24 protein-coding genes, 1 pseudogene and 1 riboswitch are annotated in these 23,780 nt (G+C 59.8%); of the genes and pseudogenes, 10 read left to right on the top strand and 15 right to left on the bottom strand.

Annotated features, from left to right (window positions below):
• Nucleotides 1-27 precede the first annotated feature (27 nt).
• The 8 genes from GJ699_RS18670 to GJ699_RS18635 all read right to left on the bottom strand — a co-directional run bounded on the left by GJ699_RS18670 (nucleotide 28) and on the right by GJ699_RS18635 (nucleotide 5,406).
• Nucleotides 28-384 (bottom strand): DUF6968 family protein, encoded by a 357-nt coding sequence (locus tag GJ699_RS18670; RefSeq protein ID WP_154378996.1) that lies wholly within the window; start codon nucleotides 382-384, stop codon nucleotides 28-30.
• 50 nt (nucleotides 385-434) lie between these two features.
• A complete protein-coding gene (locus tag GJ699_RS18665) occupies nucleotides 435-767 on the bottom strand; it encodes a DUF7957 family protein (protein WP_154378994.1) in 333 nt (110 codons plus the stop codon).
• Between the two features lie 68 nt (nucleotides 768-835).
• Nucleotides 836-1,120 carry a hypothetical protein gene (locus GJ699_RS18660; protein WP_154378992.1) on the bottom strand — a complete coding sequence of 95 codons (285 nt, stop codon included), beginning with the start codon at nucleotides 1,118-1,120 and terminating at the stop codon, nucleotides 836-838.
• Between the two features lie 40 nt (nucleotides 1,121-1,160).
• On the bottom strand, nucleotides 1,161-1,370 hold the full coding sequence (locus GJ699_RS18655; RefSeq protein WP_154378990.1) for a hypothetical protein: 210 nt from the start codon (nucleotides 1,368-1,370) through the stop codon (nucleotides 1,161-1,163).
• Between the two features lie 287 nt (nucleotides 1,371-1,657).
• Nucleotides 1,658-2,578, bottom strand: coding sequence for an IS110 family RNA-guided transposase (locus tag GJ699_RS18650; protein WP_154378988.1), 921 nt, complete (start codon nucleotides 2,576-2,578; stop codon nucleotides 1,658-1,660).
• 109 nt (nucleotides 2,579-2,687) lie between these two features.
• Complete coding sequence (locus tag GJ699_RS18645) at nucleotides 2,688-3,200, bottom strand: hypothetical protein (RefSeq protein WP_154378986.1); 513 nt, start codon at nucleotides 3,198-3,200, stop codon at nucleotides 2,688-2,690.
• 36 nt (nucleotides 3,201-3,236) lie between these two features.
• Nucleotides 3,237-3,779: a hypothetical protein gene (locus tag GJ699_RS18640; protein ID WP_154378984.1), complete on the bottom strand. Its 543-nt coding sequence runs from the start codon at nucleotides 3,777-3,779 to the stop codon at nucleotides 3,237-3,239.
• Between the two features lie 148 nt (nucleotides 3,780-3,927).
• Complete coding sequence (locus tag GJ699_RS18635; protein WP_154378982.1) at nucleotides 3,928-5,406, bottom strand: serine hydrolase domain-containing protein; 1,479 nt, start codon at nucleotides 5,404-5,406, stop codon at nucleotides 3,928-3,930.
• 217 nt (nucleotides 5,407-5,623) lie between these two features.
• On the opposite strand from GJ699_RS18635, the gene GJ699_RS18630 reads away from it, so the two are divergent.
• Nucleotides 5,624-7,942, top strand: a complete 2,319-nt coding sequence (locus GJ699_RS18630) for a TonB-dependent receptor (RefSeq protein WP_154378980.1) — start codon at nucleotides 5,624-5,626, stop codon at nucleotides 7,940-7,942.
• A 92-nt stretch (nucleotides 7,943-8,034) separates the two neighbouring features.
• Complete coding sequence (locus tag GJ699_RS18625; protein WP_195763580.1) at nucleotides 8,035-8,502, top strand: Fur family transcriptional regulator; 468 nt, start codon at nucleotides 8,035-8,037, stop codon at nucleotides 8,500-8,502.
• Here the strand turns inward: GJ699_RS18625 and GJ699_RS18620 are convergent.
• A complete protein-coding gene (locus GJ699_RS18620) occupies nucleotides 8,495-9,724 on the bottom strand; it encodes a voltage-gated chloride channel family protein (protein ID WP_154378975.1) in 1,230 nt (409 codons plus the stop codon). The genes GJ699_RS18625 and GJ699_RS18620 overlap by 8 nt on opposite strands.
• 83 nt (nucleotides 9,725-9,807) lie before the next feature.
• Nucleotides 9,808-9,870, bottom strand: a riboswitch (Fluoride riboswitch).
• Between the two features lie 32 nt (nucleotides 9,871-9,902).
• Nucleotides 9,903-12,176: an outer membrane beta-barrel family protein gene (locus GJ699_RS18615; protein ID WP_154378973.1), complete on the bottom strand. Its 2,274-nt coding sequence runs from the start codon at nucleotides 12,174-12,176 to the stop codon at nucleotides 9,903-9,905.
• Nucleotides 12,177-12,280: 104 nt separating this feature from the next.
• On the opposite strand from GJ699_RS18615, the gene GJ699_RS18610 reads away from it, so the two are divergent.
• From GJ699_RS18610 to GJ699_RS18600, 3 genes are all read left to right on the top strand, one after another.
• Nucleotides 12,281-12,676, top strand: a complete 396-nt coding sequence (locus GJ699_RS18610) for an OsmC family protein (protein WP_154378971.1) — start codon at nucleotides 12,281-12,283, stop codon at nucleotides 12,674-12,676.
• A 72-nt stretch (nucleotides 12,677-12,748) separates the two neighbouring features.
• The gene (locus GJ699_RS18605; RefSeq protein WP_154378970.1) at nucleotides 12,749-13,354 is read left to right on the top strand and encodes a DUF6036 family nucleotidyltransferase; all 606 of its coding nucleotides are present in this window, start codon (nucleotides 12,749-12,751) and stop codon (nucleotides 13,352-13,354) included.
• Nucleotides 13,335-13,715 (top strand): hypothetical protein, encoded by a 381-nt coding sequence (locus tag GJ699_RS18600; protein ID WP_154378968.1) that lies wholly within the window; start codon nucleotides 13,335-13,337, stop codon nucleotides 13,713-13,715. The genes GJ699_RS18605 and GJ699_RS18600 overlap by 20 nt, the downstream gene beginning before the upstream one ends.
• Nucleotides 13,716-13,718: 3 nt before the next feature.
• On the opposite strand, the gene GJ699_RS18595 is transcribed toward GJ699_RS18600, so the two are convergent.
• Entirely contained in the window at nucleotides 13,719-14,051 is a 333-nt protein-coding gene (locus GJ699_RS18595; protein ID WP_154378966.1) for a PilZ domain-containing protein, read from the bottom strand.
• 112 nt (nucleotides 14,052-14,163) lie between these two features.
• Between GJ699_RS18595 and GJ699_RS18590 the strand changes: the two genes are divergently transcribed.
• Nucleotides 14,164-15,543 (top strand): RecQ family ATP-dependent DNA helicase, encoded by a 1,380-nt coding sequence (locus GJ699_RS18590; protein ID WP_154378964.1) that lies wholly within the window; start codon nucleotides 14,164-14,166, stop codon nucleotides 15,541-15,543.
• Here the strand turns inward: GJ699_RS18590 and GJ699_RS34635 are convergent.
• The 3 genes and pseudogenes from GJ699_RS34635 to GJ699_RS18575 all read right to left on the bottom strand — a co-directional run.
• A pseudogene (locus GJ699_RS34635) lies at nucleotides 15,505-16,329 on the bottom strand (esterase-like activity of phytase family protein); the annotation flags it as partial. The gene GJ699_RS18590 and the pseudogene GJ699_RS34635 sit on opposite strands and share 39 nt — an antisense overlap.
• Nucleotides 16,330-16,544: 215 nt before the next feature.
• Nucleotides 16,545-17,693, bottom strand: a complete 1,149-nt coding sequence (locus GJ699_RS18580) for a GTP-binding protein (RefSeq protein ID WP_154378960.1) — start codon at nucleotides 17,691-17,693, stop codon at nucleotides 16,545-16,547.
• A gap of 76 nt (nucleotides 17,694-17,769) precedes the next feature.
• Nucleotides 17,770-18,195 (bottom strand): Fur family transcriptional regulator, encoded by a 426-nt coding sequence (locus tag GJ699_RS18575; protein WP_154378958.1) that lies wholly within the window; start codon nucleotides 18,193-18,195, stop codon nucleotides 17,770-17,772.
• 72 nt (nucleotides 18,196-18,267) lie between these two features.
• On the opposite strand from GJ699_RS18575, the gene GJ699_RS18570 reads away from it, so the two are divergent.
• The gene (locus tag GJ699_RS18570) at nucleotides 18,268-18,609 is read left to right on the top strand and encodes a hypothetical protein (protein WP_154378956.1); all 342 of its coding nucleotides are present in this window, start codon (nucleotides 18,268-18,270) and stop codon (nucleotides 18,607-18,609) included.
• Nucleotides 18,610-18,702: 93 nt separating this feature from the next.
• A complete protein-coding gene (locus tag GJ699_RS18565) occupies nucleotides 18,703-20,679 on the top strand; it encodes a TonB-dependent receptor (RefSeq protein WP_154378953.1) in 1,977 nt (658 codons plus the stop codon).
• 3 nt (nucleotides 20,680-20,682) lie between these two features.
• On the opposite strand, the gene GJ699_RS18560 is transcribed toward GJ699_RS18565, so the two are convergent.
• The gene (locus GJ699_RS18560; RefSeq protein WP_154378951.1) at nucleotides 20,683-21,255 is read right to left on the bottom strand and encodes a TetR/AcrR family transcriptional regulator; all 573 of its coding nucleotides are present in this window, start codon (nucleotides 21,253-21,255) and stop codon (nucleotides 20,683-20,685) included.
• Nucleotides 21,256-21,406: 151 nt separating this feature from the next.
• On the opposite strand from GJ699_RS18560, the gene GJ699_RS18555 reads away from it, so the two are divergent.
• Nucleotides 21,407-23,011, top strand: coding sequence for a methyl-accepting chemotaxis protein (locus GJ699_RS18555; RefSeq protein ID WP_154378949.1), 1,605 nt, complete (start codon nucleotides 21,407-21,409; stop codon nucleotides 23,009-23,011).
• A complete protein-coding gene (locus GJ699_RS18550; RefSeq protein WP_154378947.1) occupies nucleotides 23,011-23,775 on the top strand; it encodes a substrate-binding periplasmic protein in 765 nt (254 codons plus the stop codon). The genes GJ699_RS18555 and GJ699_RS18550 overlap by 1 nt, the downstream gene beginning before the upstream one ends.
• The last annotated feature ends 5 nt before the right edge of the window (nucleotides 23,776-23,780 follow it).

The raw sequence follows: 23,780 nt of genomic DNA, 5'->3' as shown, positions 1-23,780 counted from the left end.
ATATTTCCGAACGGCAGCTATTGGCCGTCAGCGACCTCCAAAAAGCGATTCAATAAATTCTGCACCGATGTGCTTTCCATCCTGTGAAAGGTCTAACACTTCGCCCGTTTCAATCATCCATCTAAGTCGCTCTTTGACTAAACTGATTGCCAACGACAGCGCTTGAATTGAGCTAATTCCCATGATGTCAGCATAACGTCCCTCAAAGCCAAATATTGCACAAGGACATGCCCAGTCCGTATCCTGCCTGTATGGCGCACCAATCATAATTTGCATAGGAACTGTAGTACCATCATTTTTATACCAGATGAAATCATGTGTCGCAATGACGGTGGGATTATCAATTTTCATCATATTTTTTTTGTACTCCAGCTTGGCAACCATGAATGTCCGCTGCTGGCCGATCTCAGCCACGATAGGCCAACTATAAAAATCTATTTCGTGAAACAGGTTGCTTGGACTTTGCCGGAAGAAACATCTACCGAGCATACGAAACCAGCAAAATTTCCAACTACGAGTGGTGTCGTAGAGATGATGTTCGTATATGCATCAATAGTGCCACAGCCAATGTCATCAGCACGCCAAAGCACATTTCCATCGAGTGAATATGCGAACAGATTTCGAGCCGACTCACCTTTGGGAAATGCCATATAGTCGAAAAGCACAATAATGCGGTCATCAATCTGATATGCATCGACAACCGGATGGTCCACGGAGAACTGTCCTCCTGGGTGATGAATACAGCCATCTCGAGATTTAATCTCCATTCATACCTTCACATCGCGATGATTTCAAAAATAAAGTTCAATATGATGTCTGCTTGTGGCCGTTAGCGTTACTTCCACATATAGGAAGCACCACGTACCACATTATTAATCGCCAATTCACTTAGCCAAGAATACTTTGTCTTCAATGCGGCGCAAGCTAATCCTGTGCCACTCTCAAAGCTCGGCTGCATCCAATGAGTAGAAGAGTTGGCCTCCCGCCAAACTTCCTCAACAAGAGCAGCATTTTTTACCGTAAGCCCTTTTGCAGCTAACGTTTCACGAACATAAGCCCATGGCATAGCCCAGTCTGAGAACTGCTCAAGCGCTTCACTGACTTGCTGATTGCTGTTCATATTTTCCTTCAACCATATCGCCTCCGTCGGCTTTTGGCCGTTAGCCGCAGTGACCGGAATTCAAGTACGCAGTTAGCTCCACAGTATCCATTTGAGATACGGTATCTTCAATCATTTCAAGCGCCAAAAAACCTTCACGACTACGTACGAAGCTTGATTCGGCATCAGTCAATTGCCGTTGCAAAATGCGTTCGCAATCGATAAGAATTTTTGTCTGCCAAGCTTTGACTGTTTTCTCGTTGTTCTTCATGCTCTTCTCGCGAGGGTCTGTATATGGACTCCTCCTCGTTTGCAAACATTCCGTCTTTGACTTTCAGGTACGACTGCTCACGTATATTCGGTCTCTAACTGCATTGCCCGTTGTCGGGCAAGGACCATAATGGGCTATTCGCGCGCTGGCTCGCAATTGCTTCTTCGGGCTCGAAGGCCGCAGCCGTTGTCGGGTTCTGCCAGCGCCGGTTCGACCTATTGGCCATCATCGGCATGTTTCGCAATCGTGGTTGGATGCTCCTTTTTACGTACTGACTGTTCTACTGTTTAAACTACTACTGTTCCGGGCTGGTAATCAGTGCCCTTGGTTATCATCGCCCAGGCAATGCGCGCCGTCTTGTTCGCCAGCGCGACTGCCGCGATGTTGTGATGCCTCGTCTCGGCGATGTGCGTCACCCAGCGACTCATTCGATCATTCTTGCTGGCCGCCGTTCGTAATACTGAACGAGCCCCGTGAATCAACAGCGTTCGCAACTGAGCGTCACCGCGTTTCGTAATACCCAACAATCGCTCCTTGCCACCTGAACTGTTCTGCTGCGGCGTTAGCCCCAGCGACGCCGCCATCTGCCTGCCGCTGCTGAACTGCTTCGCGTCGCCCACGTTGGCCACAATCGCTGTGGCGATGATCGGGCCGACGCCGCGCAGCTGCTGCAACCTGGTGGCAACCGGATCGGTCGATGCCGCGATTTCTATTTCCTGAATGGCTGCTCTCAGTTGAATCATTTCTCTTGGCGCCACCAGGCCAAATTCGCTGCACAGACCACGGATCTGGTTGCCTTTGGCGGAACGCTGACTCACCAGCTCCGCTCTGATCCGGTGTATCGCCTGCAGGTCCTGCTGCTCGACCGATTTGACCGCAACGAAACGCATACTCGGCCGGCTCATCGCCTCGCAAATTGCCTCCGCATCGTTTGCGTCGTTCTTATTACTCTTCACGTAGGGTTTGACGAACTGCGGCGCGATAAGCTTCACCGTGAATCCGCGCTTCTGTAATTGCCGGGCCCAGTGATGCGCACCGCCGCAAGCTTCCATGCCCACTACACAACCTGGCTCAATTTTCTCTAGTAATGCCGTAAGCCACTCGGCACGCCCCAGCTTTTTGCGCCACACGACCTTTTCGCAACGATCAACAGCATGTACTTGAAAGACATTCTTGGCGAGATCGACGCCGACGCGGATAATCTTCATGGTGGACTCCTTCTCTAAACTGTTTGTGTCGAAACTTCAGTTTAGGCGCTGAGGCGCTTAGTGGTGAGGAGGAGTCCATCCCATTGCTTCTGGCCGGTAGCCGCCGGCCTCATCCGACGTACACTAAAGCAACAATGCCGGCCGTGGGAATGACGATTACAGCAGACTCATGAAGCTTTTTAACAAATGCCCCAGGCTTGACCAATGCATCAGAAAGTGTTTTCGATAATTCGACGTCCATTCGCGCACATCCAGTTCCCGCCATCCATCTGTCCTCAAGGGTGAGGCCGTCTCCAGTGATTATGTATGGGGTCTGTGTCCATGCACTCTGACCATGACTCGATTCAGAATCTAGTGCAATCATCCCATGCGCGGCGATCTTCGACTTCGTCTCATCGGCCAACTTAAAAATCGCAACGCCGCACCCCTCTCTGAAACCCGACTCGCCATCGATCAACACAGCATCACCGGTCAAAATTTCAGGCGGAATCTTCTGCCTATACCAATCACGTTCATATGCCTTAAAACTGAAATAGGACCCAACAACGGCGATAGTCGCTAGCGCGATCACAATCCACAGTTTGAATCTCTTCAGATATAGCATTCTATAAGGTGCGTCCATTGAATGTCAGGTATTGGCCGTACCTAGACTCACAGATCATAGGTGATTGCCAAACCTAACGACACTTCCTTGCGAATTGTCAGCGTCCAACCAGTTCTTGAATTCGGTTAGTAGTATGCCTTCGTCAGACTCAAAGATGTTGCCAACGTGAGAAATCTTGACCGCATCAGAGAGCGCCTTTAGATCCCGCATTACTTCAAACAATCCGACTATTGCGGGCTCATCCCATTCCAGCCCCATCCTATAATCGAGAGCGATGAAACCTACGTCCAGCACGAATACACCCAGATCAGGAATCCGCGCCCCAGCCGTCGATCGCAGACCGCTGAACACGACATGAAATGCCTCCGCATCCCCATCCAAGAAAGCGAGCGCCGGGTTTTCGCTAAATCGAATTGGAGACTCCACGCTTCGACTTTTTGACCAGTAGTATGCATTTTCCGAAGCTAGATGAGTCGCTCGGCCTTGAATGAGCGCGTATGCATCACCGACAACGCGCTCCTGCCCAAAATCAAAATTGATGTCAGGTAGCGAGCCGTCGTTCAAGTGTAGGATTTCGCGTACTTTGTCAAAACTCATCTACGATTAAACCTCACATGTTTGAAGGTCTGCTCTTGGCCGTATTCGGCCTATTTCCAATAGGATATCATCTTGCTACCTTGAAAAGTTCACGCTTTGTCACGATTGGGCTGAAGCATCCCCTGCAACACTTCCGAAGGTGGCAGCGTTACAGCGACTCCAACTGCTTGAGGGCGTTGGCGTCGCCCGGATGAAGTTCCAGCACGCGTTGATAGGCGCGCTTTGCCGCTTCGCGCTGACCATTGACGGCCAGGGCTTCGCCTAGGCTATCTTGGGCGTTGTAGCTCGCGGGGAAGCGTTCGGCGGTCAGTTTGAGTACTGCCAGTGCGTCAGCCGGACGACCCGCCGCCAGCAGACGGTAGCCCCAGTCGTTCAGTTCGTCTTCCTGCCATGGCTGGTCGGGATAGCGGTGTTCGATATCGGTGGCGGCCTGGTTGGCCTGGTCGTAGCCGCGTGCTTCCAGCGCGACGCGTAGGCCGGGTACGCCGCTCAGCGGTAGGTCGGGGATATAGAGGGCGGCGAGTTTGTCGATCATGTCTTCCGGGTAGCTGCCGGTCAGATTGGTGAGAATGACGATGCCAACCTTGTCTTCAGGGTAGAGGTAGAAGGCGGCGCGGCCGCCACCGGTCATGCCAACGGCGCGATGGCTGCCTCGTTGCAGGATCTGCCAGCCCATGCCCCATTGGCCGACGTGGCCGTTGTTGAAGGCAACCGGCGTCCACATGGTGTTCAGCGTGGTGTCGTTCAGCAGCTTATTTTGTTGCAGGGCGAGCAGCCAGCGGGCCATGTCGATTGCACTGCTGTTCATCCCGGAGGCGGCGCGGCGGAAGGGCAGGAAGCGCTCGGAGACGGCTGTAAGCGTTTGATTCGCACTACCTGGCATTGACGAGGCGGCGGTCGGGGCAGGGTAGCCGTGCACCTTCGGGCCGGTCCATTGCCAGCGGTAGGTCGGCGCTTTGCGCGGGATGACGCTGTAGGCATCGCCATAGGCGGTGCTGGTCATGCCGGCCACGCGCACTTGTTCTTCCGCCAAAGGCGCGTCCTGCGCACGTCCCTCCAACTGATTGATGATGCGCTGTACTAGCATGTAGTTGGTCTGGCAGTAATGAAAGCGGGTGCCCGGCGCGAACAAAGGGGCTTGCGTTCGCAACCAGTCCCAGGCGGCGGCCTCATCGGTTTCCACTGTGGGCGCGCGAAGCACGTCGGGCAGGCCCGAGGTGTGGCTCAGCAATTGGCGGATGGTGACGCCGTGCCAGCTGGGCGGCAGGTCGTTTAAGTAGCGCTCCACTGGCGCCGCCAGGTCGAGCCGGCCCAATTGCACCTCTCGCATTGCCGCCACGCCGGTAAACGCCTTGGTGACCGAGTTGATGGCGAACACCGTATCATCACTCACCGGTACGCCGAATTCGACACTGGCCGTGCCATAGCTACGCACCAGCGCAATGTGGCCATCTTTTACCACGGCCACGGCCATGCCGGGAATGCGCAGTCGCTGCATCTGCGATGCTACGTACTGGTCGACCTGGGCCGCCACCGGCTCAGCCGCGTTGGCGATGTTGAAGTCGAGTAGCAGCAGGAATAGTGCCTTTATTGCAATGGCGCGGATGAAAATCGTTCTCGACGACATGCCTTCCTCCTCTGTGGTCCACGTGATCCGAGCACTATATCGCGAACTTTTATGTGTGCCGATATCCGTGTTGTGAATCGACTTAAAAATAATTCGCATTCGCAGTTCCCTTTTGCGTTTGTCGCTTGGCAAGGTAGACATGGAAGCTATTTTAGAGCCAGCCAGGGTGCCGTTTTGCCCAAGCCAGCCAGTGACAACAACTGCCTTATGGAAGATTATGAAATCGACAGACAAGAACGCGGGCATCAAGAGCCGCAAACACGCAAGTTCCAAACTGAACCGTCTGCAGGCCGCCGCGCTGGCCTCGCTGGCCATGCCGCTGGCGCTGCACGCGGAAACTGCGCCTGAGCAGCCGCAGAAACTGCCGGAAGTGGTGGTGGACGGTGCCCGCACCAGCGATTTCCAGGTGACCAAGTCGGCCAATCAGAAGTTCACCGCGCCGCTGCTGGATACGCCTAAATCAGTGACGGTGATCCCGTCGGAAGTAATTTCGCAGACCGGCGCGGTGTCGCTGACCGACGCGCTGCGCACGGTGCCGGGGATTACCATCGGCGCCGGCGAGGGCGGCAATCCAGTGGGCGACAATCTGTTCATCCGCGGCTACAACGCGCAGACCGATACCTATATCGATGGCATCCGCGACAGCGGTTCAGGCTCGCGCGAAATCTTCGATCTGGAGCAGATTGAAGTGGTCAAAGGTCCGAACTCGGCCTACGGTGGCCGTTCGTCGGCTGGTGGCGGCATCAATCTGGTCAGCAAGATGCCGAAGGCGGAAAACTTCATTAACGGCAGCGTTGGCGTTGGTTCGTCCGAGTATCGTCGTGGCACGCTGGACGTCAACCGCATGATCAACGACGACGTGGCGGTGCGTCTGAACCTGATGGACCATAATGCCGACGTAGCCGGCCGTGGCCCGGTTGGCGGCAGTCGCTGGGGTATCGCGCCGAGCGTGGCGTTTGGTCTGCACTCGAACACCCAGGTCAACCTGAGCTACTACCACATGCAGTCGGATGAGCTGCCGGATAGCGGCATTCCGTTCAACAACCCTATCACCAGCGGCACCAATCTGAGCAAGAACGGCAACGGCACGCCGATCAGCGTCCCGCGTGATACGTTCTACGGTCTGGTGGACCGCGATTTCCGCAAAACGCAGTCGGACATCGGCACCATCGACGTGCAGCATCACTTTGCCGATGGCACCGTGTTCCGCAACGTAACGCGTTACGGTAAAACCAGCAACGACTATGTGTGGACCCAACCGGATGACTCCAAGGGTAACACCGTGGTGTACGGCACTGTATGGCGTCGCGCCAACAGCCGCACCACCAGCACCGATTCGGCCGCCAACGCCACCAGCCTGACCGGTAGCCTGGTCCTGGCTGGCATCAAGCACAGCTACACCACCGGCGTCGAGATCAGCCGCGAGGACACCGATCGCAGCAGCTATATCTTCACGCCAGGCACCAACAATCCGCTGACCAGCGGCACCACGTGCCCGACCGCCGGCGCTGCCACGCTGTACAACTGCACCACCACGGTTAATCCGAACCCATACGATCCGTGGGCTTACACCGCGACCGTTTCGCCGGCGCGCAACAAGATCGTCACCAATACCCGTTCGGCTTACGCCTTCGACACGGTGGAGTTCTCGCCGCAGTGGCTGCTGAACCTGGGCGTGCGTTGGGATGACTATCGCAGTGCGCTGGACGTGCCGCAGTACACGCTGTCCGGCGTGACCACTGCTGCCTCCCATGCCGTGGTGAACGCGGACTTCGCCAACTATCAGGCCGGTCTGGTGTACAAGCCATCGACCAACAGCAGCGTGTATGTATCTTACGGCACCTCGTCGACCCCGCCGGGTAATGACGGTGGCGATGGCCTGGATGCGCTGACCACTGCGATTCAGAACCTGAAACCGCAGGAAAGCAAGAACTACGAGCTGGGCACCAAGTGGGAAGTGCTGCCGGGCGGTCGTCTGTCACTGAGTGGCGCGATCTTCCGCAGCGATATGAGCAATGCGCGCGTGACCTCGCCTGACGGCACCTCGCAAAACGTCGGCAAGAAAACGGTGAAGGGTGTGGAGCTGGGCGCCAGCGGCAACATCACCAAGGAATGGCAAGTGTTCGGTGGCTATACCTATCTGGATGCGCGTGTGGCCGATAACGGCTATGTGAACGTGGGTACCACGGCGGCGCCGATCTACACCGCCTCGCCATACAACGGCAATATGTTCCCGACCACGCCGAAGAACAGTGCGTCGCTGTGGACTTCGTACAAGCTGCTGTCCAACTTGACGGTGGGTGGTGGCGTCAGCTCGATGTCGCGCGTGTACGCCAACGTCAACAACACCAAGTACGCGCCGGGCTACAGCCGTTACGATGCGATGGCCAGCTATGACGTCAACAAGCACATTACGCTGCAGTTGAATATCCAGAACCTGAACAACAAGTTCTACTTCGATAAGGTGTCGTCGCCGCACTATGCCGGCGTGGCGGCTGGCCGCAGCGGCACGCTGACTGCCAACTTCAAGTACTAAGCCTTCCAGCCCGCTACCCAGCGGGCTTTTTGTTTTACAGGGTTCCCTTTTGTGTTGGCATGCTTGGCAAAGAAGAGAAAGGAACCCCAGCGATGTTGACTCTATCCCCTGAAGTGCGCGATGACGCGGTAACACTGCAAGTGCAGGCGTGGTTGCGCAAAACTTCACTGCGCATGACCGTGGCGCGGATGGCGGTGGTGCAGGTGCTGGCCTGTGCTGGCGCGCCGGTGGACGCGGCGTCGGTGCAGCGCGCCTTGCTGGCCAACGGCGGCGATGCCAGCCTGGCCACGGTGTATCGCATACTGAAGGAACTGGAGCAGCATGCGCTGGTGGAGCGGGAGTGGCACCACACCGCGCTCGGCACCCATTCCTGTTACCAGATCCGCAGCGGACCGGAACGCAAGCGCAACTGCTACTTCGAATGCGATGTGTGCGGAAGGCGGCGCAAGGTGGCCGAACCGGCGCTGGCCAACCAGTTGGTGGCGGCGGCCGGCCACGAGGGCTATAGCCCGTTGCAAGAGCTGATCGTCATATCGCGTTGTTCCGCCTGCATCAAGTAGAAAATTTGGCTTGGCCGACGCGCTGCGCACGGTAGATACCGGTGTGGCCGGAGCAGGCGTAGCTGACCACGCAAGCCAGCAGCGCGTAGATGCCGATTTCGGCGCCGAACAATTCCATTGCCATCAGCGCGGATGCCAGCGGTGTGTTGGCGGCGCCGGCAAATACGGCGACAAATCCCAGTCCGGCCAGGAACGAGAAGGGCAGGTGCAGCACAGGTGCCAGCGCATTGCCCAGCGTCGCGCCGATGTAGAACAGCGGCGTGACTTCACCGCCTTTGAAGCCACTGCCGAGCGACAGGATGGTGAAGATCATCTTGCCGAAAAAATCCCACGGCGGCAGCATTTGCTGGAAGGCCGCCATGATGGTCGGCAGGCCCAGTCCTAAATATGCCTGCACTGGCAGACAGTAAGCGGCGAGGGCGATCAGCAGGCCGCCGCACAAGGGGCGCAGCGGCGGATAGGCGATCCAGCGTTTCATCGCGGCGCCGGCGGCGTGCGTGGCGCGCGCGAACAGCATCGCGGTCAGGCCGAACAGCACGCCAGCAATCATGGTGGCGCAGATGGTCCACGCGCTCAGCGGCGGAATCCACGCCACCGCATAATGCGTGTGATGGATGCCGAGTAGCAGACCGGTTTGATCGGCCAGCAGCGCCGCGATCAAACAGGGCAGCATGGCGGCGTAGTTGATGCAGCCTATGCTCAGCACTTCCAGTCCGAACACGGCACCCGCCATGGGGGTGCCGAACACCGAGGCGAAGCCGGCGCTGATGCCGGTCATCAGCAGCAGGCGCCGCTCTTCGGCCGCCAACCCGAGACGATGCGCCAGCTGGTCGGCCAGCGCGCCGCCCATTTGCACTGCTGTTCCCTCGCGTCCCACCGATGCGCCAAACAGATGCGAGACCACCGTCGCACCCAGCACCAGCGGCGCCATGCGCAAGGGGATGGTGGCGCGCGGGTCGCGGATTTCATCGAGCAGCAGATTGTTGCCGGCTTCGACCTGGCTGCCAATCCGCAGATAGATCCAGCCGACCGCAAAGCCAGCCAACGGCAGCAGCCACACCAGCCATGGATGCTGGCCATGCAATGCTGTGGCCCGCTGCAGCAGAAACAGGAAGAGTGCGGAGGCCGCGCCGGCCAATAGCGCAACGGCGCTCGCCAGCAGCGACCAGCGTAGCAGGTGGGTCAGCGCGGCGCGCGGTTCGGAAGGAAGTAGATTGAGCATGCTTGTTCCAGTTCAGGGTTACGACGGACCTGGACAAGCAAGGGAGTGCGATGGACGCGTGCCTACATCCCCTGTTGCCAGGTATGAATGTAGGCATCATCAGCCACAAGGGCGGTTAAAGGAGGAATGCCATCTCCTTGCGCCAGTCTAGCACAGCCAGGACTGGCGCGTGGGAGCGTCAGGCGCCTGGTGGGGGGCCGCCGCCGTCACCGCCTGGGCCGCCGGGACCACCCGGACCGCCAGGACGACCGCTCCAGCCGCCTTCTTCTTTCTGGCTGGACGAGCTGGCGCCGCCGAAGCGGTAGGAGAAGCCGACATACACCACGCGGCCGTCGAAGTGGCGGCTGCTGGTTTCACGCAACGTTGAGCTGTCGACGATGGTTTCCATCTTGTTGGTGTTGAACAGGTCGGTCACATTGGCCACCAGCGTCAACTGCGGCGTCACGGTGTGGCGCAGGCTGACGTTGACCGAGTGGGTCGGCGAACGGTAGCCGTCGCCGGACAGGGTCTTGCCGCGTGCCTGCAGTGCCAGCTGGATCTGGTCGGCGGCGTCGTACTGGTAGTTCAGGCGCACGCGGCCGCTCAGCGAGTTGGCGGTGCGCGATACCAGCGTGTTGCTGTCGTCGTAGAAGCTTTGCTGTGCGCGCATCAGGTTGCCGTTGGCGTTCAGCGTCAGGTCCTTGGTCAGCTTGCCGCTGACGGTGAATTCCAGGCCGCTGGAGTGGCTGCCTTCGCCATTGGTCTTGGTGGTCAGCAGCACGTTCGGCGAGACGAAGTAACGCTGATCGACGATGGCGTCGGTGTCCTTGCGGTAGTAGCCGCGCAGATTGGTTTCCAGGCCGCCGAACTTGGTTTCGTAACCCAGTTCGAACGAGTCGGTCTTGGTCGGTTTCAGGTTCGGGTTGCCGGAGGAGACGTTGAATTCGTCGCGGTAGGTCACGTACGGATTCAGGTCGGCCGCTTGCGGACGGCGGATGCGGCGCGCGTACGAGAAGCGCAGGTTGGCATCGGCGGTCAGCTTGTAGGTCGCGAACGCGCTCGGCATGTAGTTCAGGTAGTGGTTCTTGGCCTCGACATCGCCGGTGATCTGCTTGATGTCCATGTCGGTGTACTCGGCGCGCAGGCCGGCCAGAGCGGTCCAGCGTTCGTTCAGGCGCAGCTGGTAGTTGCTGTACAGCGCGTACACGGTTTCGTCCAGCGCGTAGCTGTTGGTGCGGCCGGTGTTGACGGTGGCCACGCCGGTGGTTGGATCGATGTCGGTGTACAGCGTGTCCGAGGTGTTGTCGTTGGTGGCCACTTTGTAGCCAGCCTTGGCGACGCCGCCCCACAGCGGACGCTCGTAGTCGCCGGTGAAGTCGATGATGCGGGTGCTGAAGTTGTTGTGCTGCTTGGCCTGGGTGTCGGGCGTGACTGGAATCGTGTAGTCGTTGTAGTAGTCGCTGATGTTGTCGTTCAGCGAGGTCGACACGCGCAGGTCGATCTTCAGCGTTTCGCCCGGCAGTTCGCCTTTGTGGTCGTAGCGGCCGCCCCAGGCGAAGTTTTTGCTGTCGCCGGTGCGGTCGGTGCTGCGCACGTAATCGCTGGCCGAGGTCAGGCTGGTGGCGCCGTTGATGTAGTGGTCGGTGCCGATCTGGTCGTTGGTGCGGCCCTGGTAGGAGGCGCTGCCGGTGAGGGTGTCTTTGGTGTCCACGTTGTAGCTGACGCTGCCATTCAGGCCAGCCATGTCGTTCAAGCCTTTGCCGATCGACTCCTGGCTGCTGTGGACGAATTCGCCGCTCTTGGTGTCCAGCGTGTCGCGGCTGGTTTCAGCCACCGAGTTGCGGCCGTCATGGCGGAAATTGGCGCTGCCCTGGAAGCCCCAGGCGCCTTCGTTGTAGCTGCCGTTGATCGCGCTGTTGTAGCGGCCGGCGGTGCCGTAGTTGCTGTTGACGGTGGCGGTGCCGCCCGGCTTGCGGTTGCGGCGCATCACCAGGTTCAGGATCGGGCCGCCGCCGGCTTCGTTGCCGAATTCGGCGCCGGGGTTGTTGACCACTTCGACCGATTCGATGTCCTCGGCCGACATGGCTTGCAGCGCCGGGCCGCGGTTATCGCCTTGCAGCATGGCCGACGGTTTGCCGTCCACCATGATTTGCACATTGGTGCTGCCGCGCAGCGACACCGTGCCGTCCGGGTCGACGCTGACCGAGGGCACGTTGTTGAGCGCGTCGGCGGCGGTGCCGTTGCTGCTGGAGATGTCGGATTTGACGTCGTAGACCTGGCGGTCGATGCGATTGGTAGGACGCTCAGCGGCAACCGTCACTTGCGGCACGACTTCCTTGGCCTTGGTGGTGGCCGAGGTGGTGCTCGTCGAAGTGGCTGGCTTGGCGGCTGGCTGGTCGGAGGTGGTGGTTTGGGCGTAAGCTGGCAAAATCGCGCTGCCGGTCAGGCAGCAGGTGAGCAGAATTTTTTGCATGGTCAGTATTAGGTGGTGAGGTTGCCATTGTACCAGTGGGAAAATGGCAAAATAGCGTGGTTAACGCTTCTTTACCTGAGCTTTACATACAAGGAGAATGTGATATGGCAAGGGCTTGCGCGCAGATTGGCAAGGATAATTACAGCACCCGCATCGAGGTCGGCGGCCACGCGCTGATGGCCGATGAACCGGTGCGCAATGGTGGCCAGGACGCAGGTCCTGGTCCCTACGAATTGTTGCTGGCAGGGCTGGGCGCGTGCACCGCGATCACGCTGCGCATGTATGCCGACCGCAAGCAGTGGCCGGTGGACGCGGTCGAGGTCGGGCTGCATCTGACGCACGGAGACGACGACGCCATGCTGGTAAGGCGCACGCTCACCATCAACGGCACGCTCAGCGACGAGCAGCGCAACCGCATGGCCGAAATCGCCGAGAAAACCCCGGTCACACTGACCCTTAAACCCGGTCTGCGCATCGACACCACACTAGCGCCGGTATGAGGTAGATCAGCACCCCAAGGTTGAGCATTCCACACAATCTCCTCACATTCAGTTTATTTGCGTGAGGGGCATATGGGGAACCGGAAAACATTGGGGCAAACCGTACTTGACCTGTTTGGCAACTTGGGGAATCTTCTGGCTGAGGCCAACCTGCCTGAGGGGACGGTGCGCGCGTATCTGTTCGGTGGCTGCGCGGTGCATATGTACGTGAATAGTCGTTTGAGTGTCGATATCGATGCTGAATTTGACTACAATCTTATACATCGAGAAGACGTCTTACTCGCCCTTTCCCGTCTGCGTCCTATTGACTTTGAGCACCCGGGATTGGGACCGTTCTTATTGGACTTAGACCCGCGTTTCACCACGACCTTGTGCCCGTTGCACGTGGACTATCAAGATCGTGCGGTGCAATTGGAACTAGGTCAAAGAAACACGGTGCCACTGACCGTATGGCTGCCGAGTCCTCTGGATTTGGCAATATCCAAGCTGGGTAGATTTTCAACAGTTGATATCGACGACATTCTGCTCCTGCTTAAACAACCCGGTGCTTGTTGGGCCGAGTTCGAACGGCTTGCAATGGAGTCCTCGCAGTATTACGTTGGGCCAGATCTGGCAGGGGCAATTGCCCACTTGAAGTGGCGTTATCAGGAAAGGGGTGATGATGATTTCGGTGACTGATATGCTGAATCGGATAGCACGAGACGGGCTCGGGTATGCAGATCCTGAGGATGTCATTCACATCGCCAAAAGCGTTTGGTATTACGATTTGATACCAGACCTCAGTGCTGTCAACGGACCATTCCGTAACGATGTGGGTTACTTGTTTGATTGCCTGGCTCGCTTCAATGTCCTGACCAAAGAACGCAAGTTGGCGTTGATCGATGCCGTTGCCCCATACAAGCCTGCCTGTCCAATGCCGTCTGAAAATTGCCTTGATCCGCGTGCAATTGCGTGGGGGGCTAGCTACGATTTAAAAGCCTTCATGGGCGACATCCTGCCGTTCCAGACGCGGCATTACGCAGCTGGTCACGGCTGGTGAAGCTCAGACCGGCGCGGTGGTGACGTATTCGAAGATGCGCTCGGCGCTGGCGTCGGAAATGCTGAGGAAGCGGGCGCCGTTGCGATAACGGCCCTGGGTGCCGACCGGATTGCTGTGCAGGACGGTGAGGGTGATGTCGTTGCGCTCGCTGCTGCCGGGGAAGCAAAAGCTCAGCACGAACTGGGCGTCGGCCAGCAGCTGGCGATCGCTGACAAAGGCGACCCCCATGCGGGATATGTCGATGATCTGCGCCGGCGCCGGGTGGTCGCCGTGGAGATCGGTGATGTAGGCATCTACTTGCAACAAGCGCCGTACATGCTCGCGTCTAGGGTCCATCGGGGTTTGGGATAGCCTGTGAAAGCAGTAGTATGACAGATCCGCTGGTCAGACTGCCAGCGCCGTGTGATGGCGCACATACCGGCGTTGCGATCTTGACTACGCTGGTGGTATGACAACCTCCTCCCACCAACAAATAGAACGCGTGCTGCGCAAGGTGTTTGGCATCGAGGCGCTGCGCGACGGCCAACGGCGCGTGATCGACAGCGTGCTGGCCGGCCGCGATACGCTGGCTGTGATGCCAACCGGCAGCGGCAAGTCGCTATGCTACCAACTGCCGGCGCGGCTGCGGCCGGGCCTGACGGTGGTGGTGTCGCCGTTGATCGCGCTGATGAAGGACCAGGCCGAGAAGCTGGAGCAGGCCGGCATCGCCAGCGCCGCCCAGGTCAACAGCAGCCTGTCGCGCGCCGACGAGCTGGACGCGCTGGACGCGATCGAAAACGCTGGCAAGGACGTGGTGTTCTGCACGCCCGAACGGCTGGCCACGGACGAATTCCAGCAACTGCTGCGTCAAGCCGATATCGCGCTGGTGGTGATCGATGAGGCGCACTGCATCTCGCAATGGGGTCATGACTTCCGCCCGGCCTATCTTGAACTCGGCGCGGCGCTGGCGGTGCTGGGCCAGCCACAGGTGCTGGCGCTGACCGCCACCGCTACCGACGATGTGATTGCCGACATCCGTACCCAACTGGGACGGACGGCGCTGCGGGTGGTGAACACCGGCATCTACCGGCCCAATCTGCAGTACCGGGTGCGGCAGGTCACCAACCCCGAGGAAAAGGACGCCACGCTGATTGAATTGGTGCGCGCCACGCCCGGCGTCGGCATCGTCTACGCCGCCAGCGTCAAAGCGGTGAAGCAGGCGTACCAGCTATTGGCCGATGCCGGCGAAAGTGTCACGCTGTACCACGGCCGCCTGAAGGCCGCAGAACGCAGCGAGAATCAGAACCTGTTCATGAACGGCGAACGACGCGTGATGGTTGCCACCAACGCCTTCGGCATGGGCATCGATAACACCGACACCCGTTTCGTCATCCACTACCAGGTGCCGGGCAATCTGGAAGCCTATTATCAGGAATCCGGCCGCGCCGGCCGCGATGGCGAGGATGCCGAATGCACGCTGCTGTACTTCCATGAAGACACCCGCTTGCAGAAATTCTTCCTCATGAAGAGCAAGGCGCCGGATGAAAAACATGAACTCGACCGCGAAAAGCTGGAGCGCATGATCGGCTACGCGCAAAGCGGCTTTTGCCGCTGGAAGCTGCTGCTGGATTACTTCGGCGATGCGGCGCCGGGCTTCGAGCGTTGCTGCCGCTGCGATAATTGCCGGTCGCCGCCGGCATTGTCAGGGGATGACCTCGAACAGCAGGAACTGAGTCACCTGGGTCTTGCTGAAGTTGTCGTCGGAGATCAGCACCAGGCTGCGGTGGCCGTTGCCCAGCGTGGGGCCGAACGCCAATCCTTCGAGGTTGTCGATGATAGGCAGGTTTAGCGACGCCAGATCCAGCACCAGCCGCTTCTTCATCGGCACATAGTGCGCGTCCTTCAACGTCGCCAGTTGCTGGATGTCGCTGGCGCCGGCGGCGTCGATTTCATAGATACGCACAAAGGTGCGGTACGAATCATCGTCGGCCTGCACGCCGGAGCGTTCCAGGGCCAGCATGCGGGTGTCGCTGAGCGCCAGGATTTCCGAGATGCCGTTGTCGGACTCCTTGCCTTTGCCCGGCACCGCCGGAATCGCGCCCAGCGGATAAACGTACTGGCCCAGCACCTTGCCATCGCGGCTGAAGTGTGTGATGCGATTGACCGCGCCATGGGTGGGATCGGGCGCCGGACCATCCTGATACATCGGGCCTTCCAGCGACACCCACAGCGTATTGCCATCCGGCGTAAACGAAATGCCCTCGAACGCCTGGTTGTTGCGCGGCCCGGACAACTGCTGCTTCGACACCGTGAACATGGCCGGCAGCGGCAACGTGGACAGATGGGCACCTTCACGCGTGGCATGACGCACGAACGGATCCAGCGACAGCTTCACGTCGCCCTCGCTGGCGTACCAGATGCTGCTGTCGCGCGGATCGACCCGCATGGTTTCCAGATCCGGCACCATGCCGATGCCGGGCTGATAGCCTTCCTTGGCCGGATAGGGTGTGCCTTCCGGCTGCAGCAGCGTGGTCACGCCGGTCAGCTGCACCGACGTGAACGCATGCTGGTCGTAAGCCAGTTTGGCGCGGTAGTAGCGCGCCGGATTGTGCTGCGAACGGTCGTCGCTGATCATCACCCATTCATCATTGGCGGCGTCATAATCGATGCCTGACAGGCCGCCAACCATGGTGTTCTGATAATTCAGGCGCCATGGCAAACGCTGTTCACCGATGAAGCGCAGGGCGGAGACCGTGGTGTCGGGCTGGCGCGGCGGCAGCTGTGCGCAGCCGCTGATGGCGAGTGCGCAAGCGAGGAGGGTAATCAGTTTTTTCATGGGGCAGCATGATATCACTCGATCTGCCAGTCCGGGAATGGATCGGGAAAGCGTCGCCAGGCGCTGAAGCCTGCCGCCGCTTCATCGGCGGTCAGCACACAGCCGGCAAACGCCGCCTCGATCGCCGCGCGGTCCATGCCGCAGCCGATGAACACCACCTCGTTGACGCGGTCGTCGTATGGCTCGGCCCAGCGTCCAACCGGTTCCACTGACGCGATCTGGCCGGCGCGCGAATACGCCACCGCCCATTCCGGCCGCGTCGCCAGCCACAGATAGCCCTTGGCGCGCAGCAGGCCAGGGAAGGCGAGGCCGAGGAAATGGTCGAAGCGCTGCGGGTGCAGGGCGCGCGGCTCGCGCAGCACAAAGCTGCTGATGCCGTATTCCTCGGTCTCCGGCGTATGCTCACCGGCCAGCTCGCGCGCCCAACCGGCCATGGCGCTGGCTTGCTCGATGTCGAACTTGCCGGTGCCCAGCAGCCGATGCAGCGGCACCCGGCCGCGTTCCGCGTTTACGATCTCGGCGCCGGGATTCAGCGCGTGAATCAGTGCGCGCACTTCCTGCAACCGTTCGGGCGTCACCAGATCGGTTTTGCTGACCACCACCACGTCGGCAAACTCGATCTGTTCGGACAGCAGTCCGGCCAAGGATCGATCGTCGCCTTCGCCGGCGGTTTCGCCGCGCTGCGCCAGGAAATCGGTGCTGTGATAGTCGGCCAGCAGATTGACGGCGTCGACCACCGTCACCATGGTGTCGATGCGCGCCACCTGGTTCAGCGAGGCGCCGTGTTCGTCCTCGAAATCGAAGGTGGCGGCCACCGGCATCGGTTCGCCAACGCCGGTCGATTCGATCAACAGGTAGTCGAAGCGGCCCTCGGCGGTCAGCTTGCGCACTTCCAGCAGCAGGTCTTCACGCAGCGTGCAGCAGATGCAGCCATTGCTCATCTCGACCATCTTTTCCTCGGTGCGCGACAGCGCTGCACCGGCGTTGCTGGCGCCATCGCGCAGCAGGCTGGCGTCGATATTCACCTCGCTCATGTCGTTGACGATGACGGCCACGCGCAAGCCGTCGCGGTTGGCCAATACGTGGTTGAGCAGGGTGGTTTTGCCGGCCCCCAGAAAGCCGGAAAGAACGGTGACGGGCAGGCGGGTATCGGTGACGGACATGGCTAATCTCGCTAGTTAATGCAAACGAGTTGCATATTAAGCGGATTCAAAATTAAATGCAATCGAGTTGCGTTAATTACTTTTTACTGCAGTTAGGGCAGGTGCCTTTGATGAGGAAGTCGATTTCCTGGGTGTGGAAGCCGTCCGGCAGCTTGATCTTCTTCGGCAGCGCGACGTCGGTGAAACAGGTCACCTGCTCGCAGCTGACACACTGGAAGTGCGCATGTTCGTGTGCGTGATGGCCGGCGCCGGCGCTGAAGCGCCACACCTGGTCGGCACCGGCGATGCGGTGGATCAGTTCATTTTCGGTCAACCATTCCAGCACCCGGTACAGCGTTACCGAGTCCAGTTCGGCGTGGACCTTTTTGGCCAGGTGGGTCTGGATTTCGTGGTGGGTCAGCGACTTTTCCTGTTGCAGCAGGAACTCCAGCACCAGGATGCGCTGGCGGGTGACGCGGGCGCCGGTGGCGCGTATCAATGATTCGGCATTCGAGGTTTGCATACCGCTATGGTAACACGCAGCGTGAAACCAGCTGGTGGCGCTTCCGTCATGGTTGCGGTTAGAATACCGGCCATGATGCGCCGTACCTTCCTTCACTCTCTGCTGGCATTGCTGCTGCTGTTGACCCAGCAGCTGGGGGTAACGCACGTCTATACCCACCTGGTCGCGGCCGAGCAGCAGAATCTGCAGCTCAGCGACGAAGACCAGGAAAGCGAGCATCGCAAGCGCATCGCCGCGCACAAGATGTGTGCCGAGTGCGTGTCGGTGGCGCAGATGGCCGCGGCCATCACCACCGCGCCGCTGACGCTGGCCATCTCCACGCTGAGCAGCGGTCCGGTGTCGCTGCCGGTCACGCTGCCGGCTTGCGAGCGTACCGTCTGCGTATTTCAGTCGCGCGCTCCCCCTCTGGCCTGATACCCGAAATCCGTCCTGAATTTTGAGTTTGTTTGCCGCCGGCGCCCACAAGGCGCTGTTGCGCGGCTATTCCTATATCGCTAGAGGTTTTACATGAATATCCAACGTACGCTGCTGGCCAGCGCGATCCTGTCCGCCTATACTTCGCTGGCTTTCGGCCAGTCCACCGTTCAACAGGTGGTGGTCACCGCCAACCCGTTTGGCAATACCGCCACCGATCAGATCCTGGCCCCGGCCAAGGTGCTGGCCGGCGACGAACTGCGCGACAAAACCGGCAGCTCGCTGGGCGAAACGCTGTCGCAGGAGCTGGGCGTGTCCGCCTCGGCGTTCGGCGCCGGCGCGTCGCGCCCTATCATTCGCGGCCTGGAAGGGGCGCGTGTCAAGATGCTGGAAAACGGCATGGCGGTTTCCGACGTCTCCGGCCTGTCCAACGACCACGCGGTGGCGGCGGAGGGCGCGGTGGCGCAGCAGATCGAAATCCTGCGTGGCCCGGCCGCGCTGCTGTACGGCTCGGGCGCGATTGGTGGCCTGGTCAACGTCGTCAATGAACGCATCCCGACCACGCTGGAGCCGAAGCTGACCGGCCAGGTCGAAGCGCGCGGCAGCACGGTCGACAGCGGCCGCAATGTGTCCGGCACGCTGGATGGCTCGGTCGATAAATTCGCCTGGCACGTCGATGGCAATTTCCGTAACGCGGACGATTATAAAATCCCCGGCAACGCCAAGGCCGGCGATCCGGATTCGGCCAGCGGCCGTCTGCCGCACTCGGACACGCGCGAACGCACCGGCGGTATCGGTGGCTCGTGGGTGGATAGCTGGGGCTTTGTCGGCGCGTCGGTATCGCGCCTGTCCAATGTTTATGGCATCCCCAGCGACGAGGGTTCGAAGATCGATCAGAAGCAAACCCGCTACGACATCGACAGCCTGGTGAAGGCGCCGTTTGAGGGCTTCGAGAGCCTGAAGTTCAAGGCCGGCTACACCGATTACAAGCACGCGGAAATCGGCGAAGATGGCGCGCCTGAGGTCCTGTTCAGCAACCACTCGACCGAAACCCGTCTGGAGCTGACCCACAAGCCGGTGGCCGGCTGGCACGGCACCTTTGGCGTGCAGACCGAAAACACCAACTTCTCCGCGCTGAGCGCCGAGGGCGGGCCTGACACGGTGCCGGTCACGCATTCGACCTCCAACGCCGCCTTCATGGTCGAGGAGACCGACTTCGGCCCGGTCAAGTTCAATGCCGGCGCGCGCCTTGAGCGCGTCAAGCGTGAGCCGGTGACTGGCGTGGCGCGTTCGTTCAATCTGCAATCGGGCTCGGTAGGTGGCATGTGGGCGTTCGTGCCTGGCTATGCGCTGGGCACCACGCTGTCGTACGCACAGCGCGCACCGTCGACCGAGGAGCTGTATTCGAACGGCCCGCACGACGCCACCGTCACATTCGACATCGGTAACGCCGATTTCAAGAAAGAGACCTCGCGTAACATTGAAGTCAGCCTGCAGAAGACCACAGGCCTGGTGCGCTGGAAGGCTAACCTGTTCCGCAACAAGGTCAGTGATTTCATCTATGGCCATGTCACCGGCAATCTGCTGGACGAAGACGGCAATCCGGGCGACGAGCTGCGCGAGCGCATCTTCGAACAAGCCGACGCCACCATCCAGGGCGCCGAGGCGGAGCTGGAGTACAACCCGACCGGCGCCGGCTGGTCCGGCCGCGTGTTTGCCGATACCTCGCGCGGCAAGCTGGATGCGGGCGGCAGCCTGCCGCTGCAGCCAGCCACCCGTGTCGGCGTCAGCACCGCGTACAAGATGGGCGCCTGGCGCGCCGGCCTGTCGCTGGTGCACGCACAGTCGCAAGACCGTCTGGCGTCGTTCGAAAGCAGCGACACGCCAGCCTACAATCAGCTGAACGCGAATCTGTCGTACACGCAGAAGGTCGATAATTACGACCTGACCTGGTTCCTGCTGGCGAAGAACCTGACCAACGATGAAATCCGCGTTTCGACTTCGGTGCTGAAGGATATCGCGCCGCTGCCGGGCCGTAACGTGGTGTTTGGCGTACGCGCCAAGTTCTGACGCTTAGTCGCGTGGGCGGGTCAGTTGTTGCTCGACCAGGGTGATCAGCGCCGCTTGCATCTGCTGCTTCTCGAGCGCCGAGAAGTGGCGGATGTTCAGCATCTCCAGCAGCACAAAGCCGTCCAGTGCGGTCCACACGGATAGTGCCAGGCCAGCACTATCCTCCATCAGCGCCAGTTCGCCGGTGCCGGCGTCGTACATGCTTTTGACTGGCCCCAGCAGCGACGGGTAGGAGCCGGTGGCCATCAACAGATTGGCCATCAGCTTTTTCTCCTGCGCGTTCATATTGAACGCATAGTTGATGCGGGCGATCAGAAATTTTCGTACCGAGTCCTGCGGATTTTCTTGTGGATCGACACAGTAGGCATCAACCTGCGCCCGCAAGCGCTCGGTCAGTGCAAGCAGCAGGGCTTCCTTGGATTTGAAATGGTAGATCAAGCCACCCTTGGTCACGCCCGCGCGCGCCGCTACGCTATCCAGCGTGACCTCTTGCACACCGCTTTCCATGATGATGGATTGCAGCGCATCCAAAAGCGTGTCGCGATGACTGGTGCGCGCGCCGTGAGTTGAGTTCATTTGGTGATTGATCTGATAGCAATAGTCACGTCATTTTACAACGCGTACTTTCAACGCATCGAAAATTCAGTAGTTGATATGAATCTTTTGTAATTTCCATTTCTCGCGAAAAACACTGTACTATACGTACAGTAAAGTTACTGGAGAGATCATGAAGTTAAAATTGAAGCAACGACTGATCCTGAGTTTGAGCCTGTTGCTGGTACTGTCCTTAATGATCGGCGCGGCCGGCATGCTGGGGGTGACGGCGCTGGAGCGCAATCTGCGTGAGATCGTGGATATTAATAACCCTGAAATGCAATATGCCGGCGAGCTGCATGTCTCAATACAGGACCGCATGATCGCCGTGCGCAACGTTATTCTGTTTACCGATCAGCAGTTGGTGGCTGGTGAAATCGAGCGCATCCAGCGTCAGGAAGCCAATTACAAGGAGGCCCACGATAAGCTGGGCCGCTTGTTTGCCGAGGAAGCCGGCACCACCGAAGAAGAAAAACGTCTGTTCGCCAAGTTGAGCGATTATGAAGCGGCCGTCAAGCCGGTGTTTGCCGAGGTGCTGAACGCGGGCGTCAATAATCAACGCGAATTGGCCACCAGGCTGGCGGTCGAAAAGCTGCGACCTTTGCAACGCGCTTGGATCAATGGGGCGCTGGCGCTGCAGCAGAAGGAAATGCAGCTTAACAGTGAAGCCGGCGATGCCGCCAAGCGCAGCGCCGCAGTGGCGTACAGTACCATCATGGTGCTGGCCGGCGTGGTGCTGCTGGTGAGTGTCGCGGTGAGCGTGTTGTTAATGCGATCGGTCATGAAGCAATTGGGCGGCGACCCGGCCGAGGCGCAGCGGATTGCCGGCGAAATCGCCGCAGGTAATCTGGCGGTTGCGGTGGCGGCGCAGCATGCGGCACCGGACAGCTTGATGGTGTCGCTGGAGCAGATGCGGAGCAGCCTGAGTCGCGTGGTCGCGCAAATTCAGGGCGCGGCCGATGCCATCGCCAACGCCGCCGGCGAAATCGCCGAAGGCAATAGCGATTTGTCGCGCCGTACCGAGGCGCAGGCGTCGTCGCTGGAGGAAACTGCCGCCAGCATGGAGCAGATCACGTCCACCATCGGTAACAACAGCGACAATGCGCTGCAGGGTCAAAACCTGGCCGAATCGGCGCTGCGGCGCGCGGCGGCGGGCGCGCAGGTGGTGGATCGCGTTACCGCAGCAATGGACAAGGTGTCCGCAGGCAGCGCACGCATGACGGAGGTCATCGGCACTATCGAAGGTATCGCGTTCCAGACTAATATTCTGGCGTTGAACGCGGCGGTTGAGGCGGCGCGTGCCGGTGAACAGGGGCGTGGCTTTGCCGTCGTCGCCAGCGAAGTGCGCGCGTTGGCGCAGCGCTGCAGCGCCGCCTCGCAGGAGATCCGGCAGTTGATACTGGGATCGGCGTCCGACATCGACAGCGGCGCGACGGCGGTGAGCGACGCCGGGCGTGCGATGGCGGAGATTTCGGATGCGATCGGCCGCGTGAACGGCATCATGCGCGACGTGGTGGCGGCATCGGTGGAGCAGCGCGCCGGGGTTGAACAAGTCAACGCCGCCATCATCAGCATGGACGATGTGACGCAGCAGAACGCGGCACTGGTGGAGCAGGCCACGGCGGCGGCACATGCGCTGGCGGTGCAGGCGCAGGACTTGCGGTCCACGGTCTCGGGCTTCCGCGTCGAGCAGGAACGAGCGTTGCTGCAAACGCGTGCGCTCAAATTGTTGAATTGATGCGGCTGGCGACGGCTATTCTGATCCTGTCGCTTCTCGGTGTATGCGCTCCGCCCGGCGGCGCGGCAACGCTAGACAAGTTCCGCTTGCTCACGTTTGACCAGCCGCCCTATATTCATGTCGATGCGAACGGTTTGCCGCAAGGCGCGGCGGTGGAGATGGTGCGGGAGATATTCAGCCGCATGCACGTAGCGCCGGAAATGCGGGTTTACCCGCTTGCGCGCGCCCAGGCTTTGTTTGCGCATGGCGACGCCGCCGGCATCTTCATCATGAAGAGGAATCCGGCCAGGCAGGCGCTCTACGCCTTTTCGGACCAGCCGCTGTTCACGCAGGAGGTTGTGCTGTTTGTGCGCAAAGACTCGATGATAGGCTACACGGGGGATTTGCGCGTTTTATCTGGTCGCTCGATTGGCTTGCTGCGCGGCGCTTCGTATGGCGAGGTATTTGATGCGGCGGTTGCGGGCGGGATGTTTTCACGGCTTGAGTATGTTGCGCAGGACGAGTGGAACTTCCGCAAGCTGATGGCGGGTCGTATCGATGCGGTGATTTGTGGCAGGCAAGCCGGCATGGCGATGTTGGCAAAGCTGGGCGGAAGTGCAAGCGTGCTGGTTGCGGGCAGGCCGTTGGAGCTCACCGGTAGTTATTTGATGTTCAGGAAGGGCATGGTGAGCGACGATTTTCTGCGCAGATTAAACCGTGTCATGGCGGCGATGCGGAGGGATGGCACGGCTGGCCGGATTCGGAGCAAGTACGGCGTGCAGTAGCGGCA

The sequence above is a fragment of the Duganella guangzhouensis genome, from assembly GCF_009674535.1.
In the GTDB taxonomy this organism is placed as follows: domain Bacteria; phylum Pseudomonadota; class Gammaproteobacteria; order Burkholderiales; family Burkholderiaceae_D; genus Rugamonas; species Rugamonas guangzhouensis.
The sequence above is the reverse complement of the archived record's forward strand: the minus strand, read 5'-3'. Positions and strand labels throughout refer to the sequence as shown.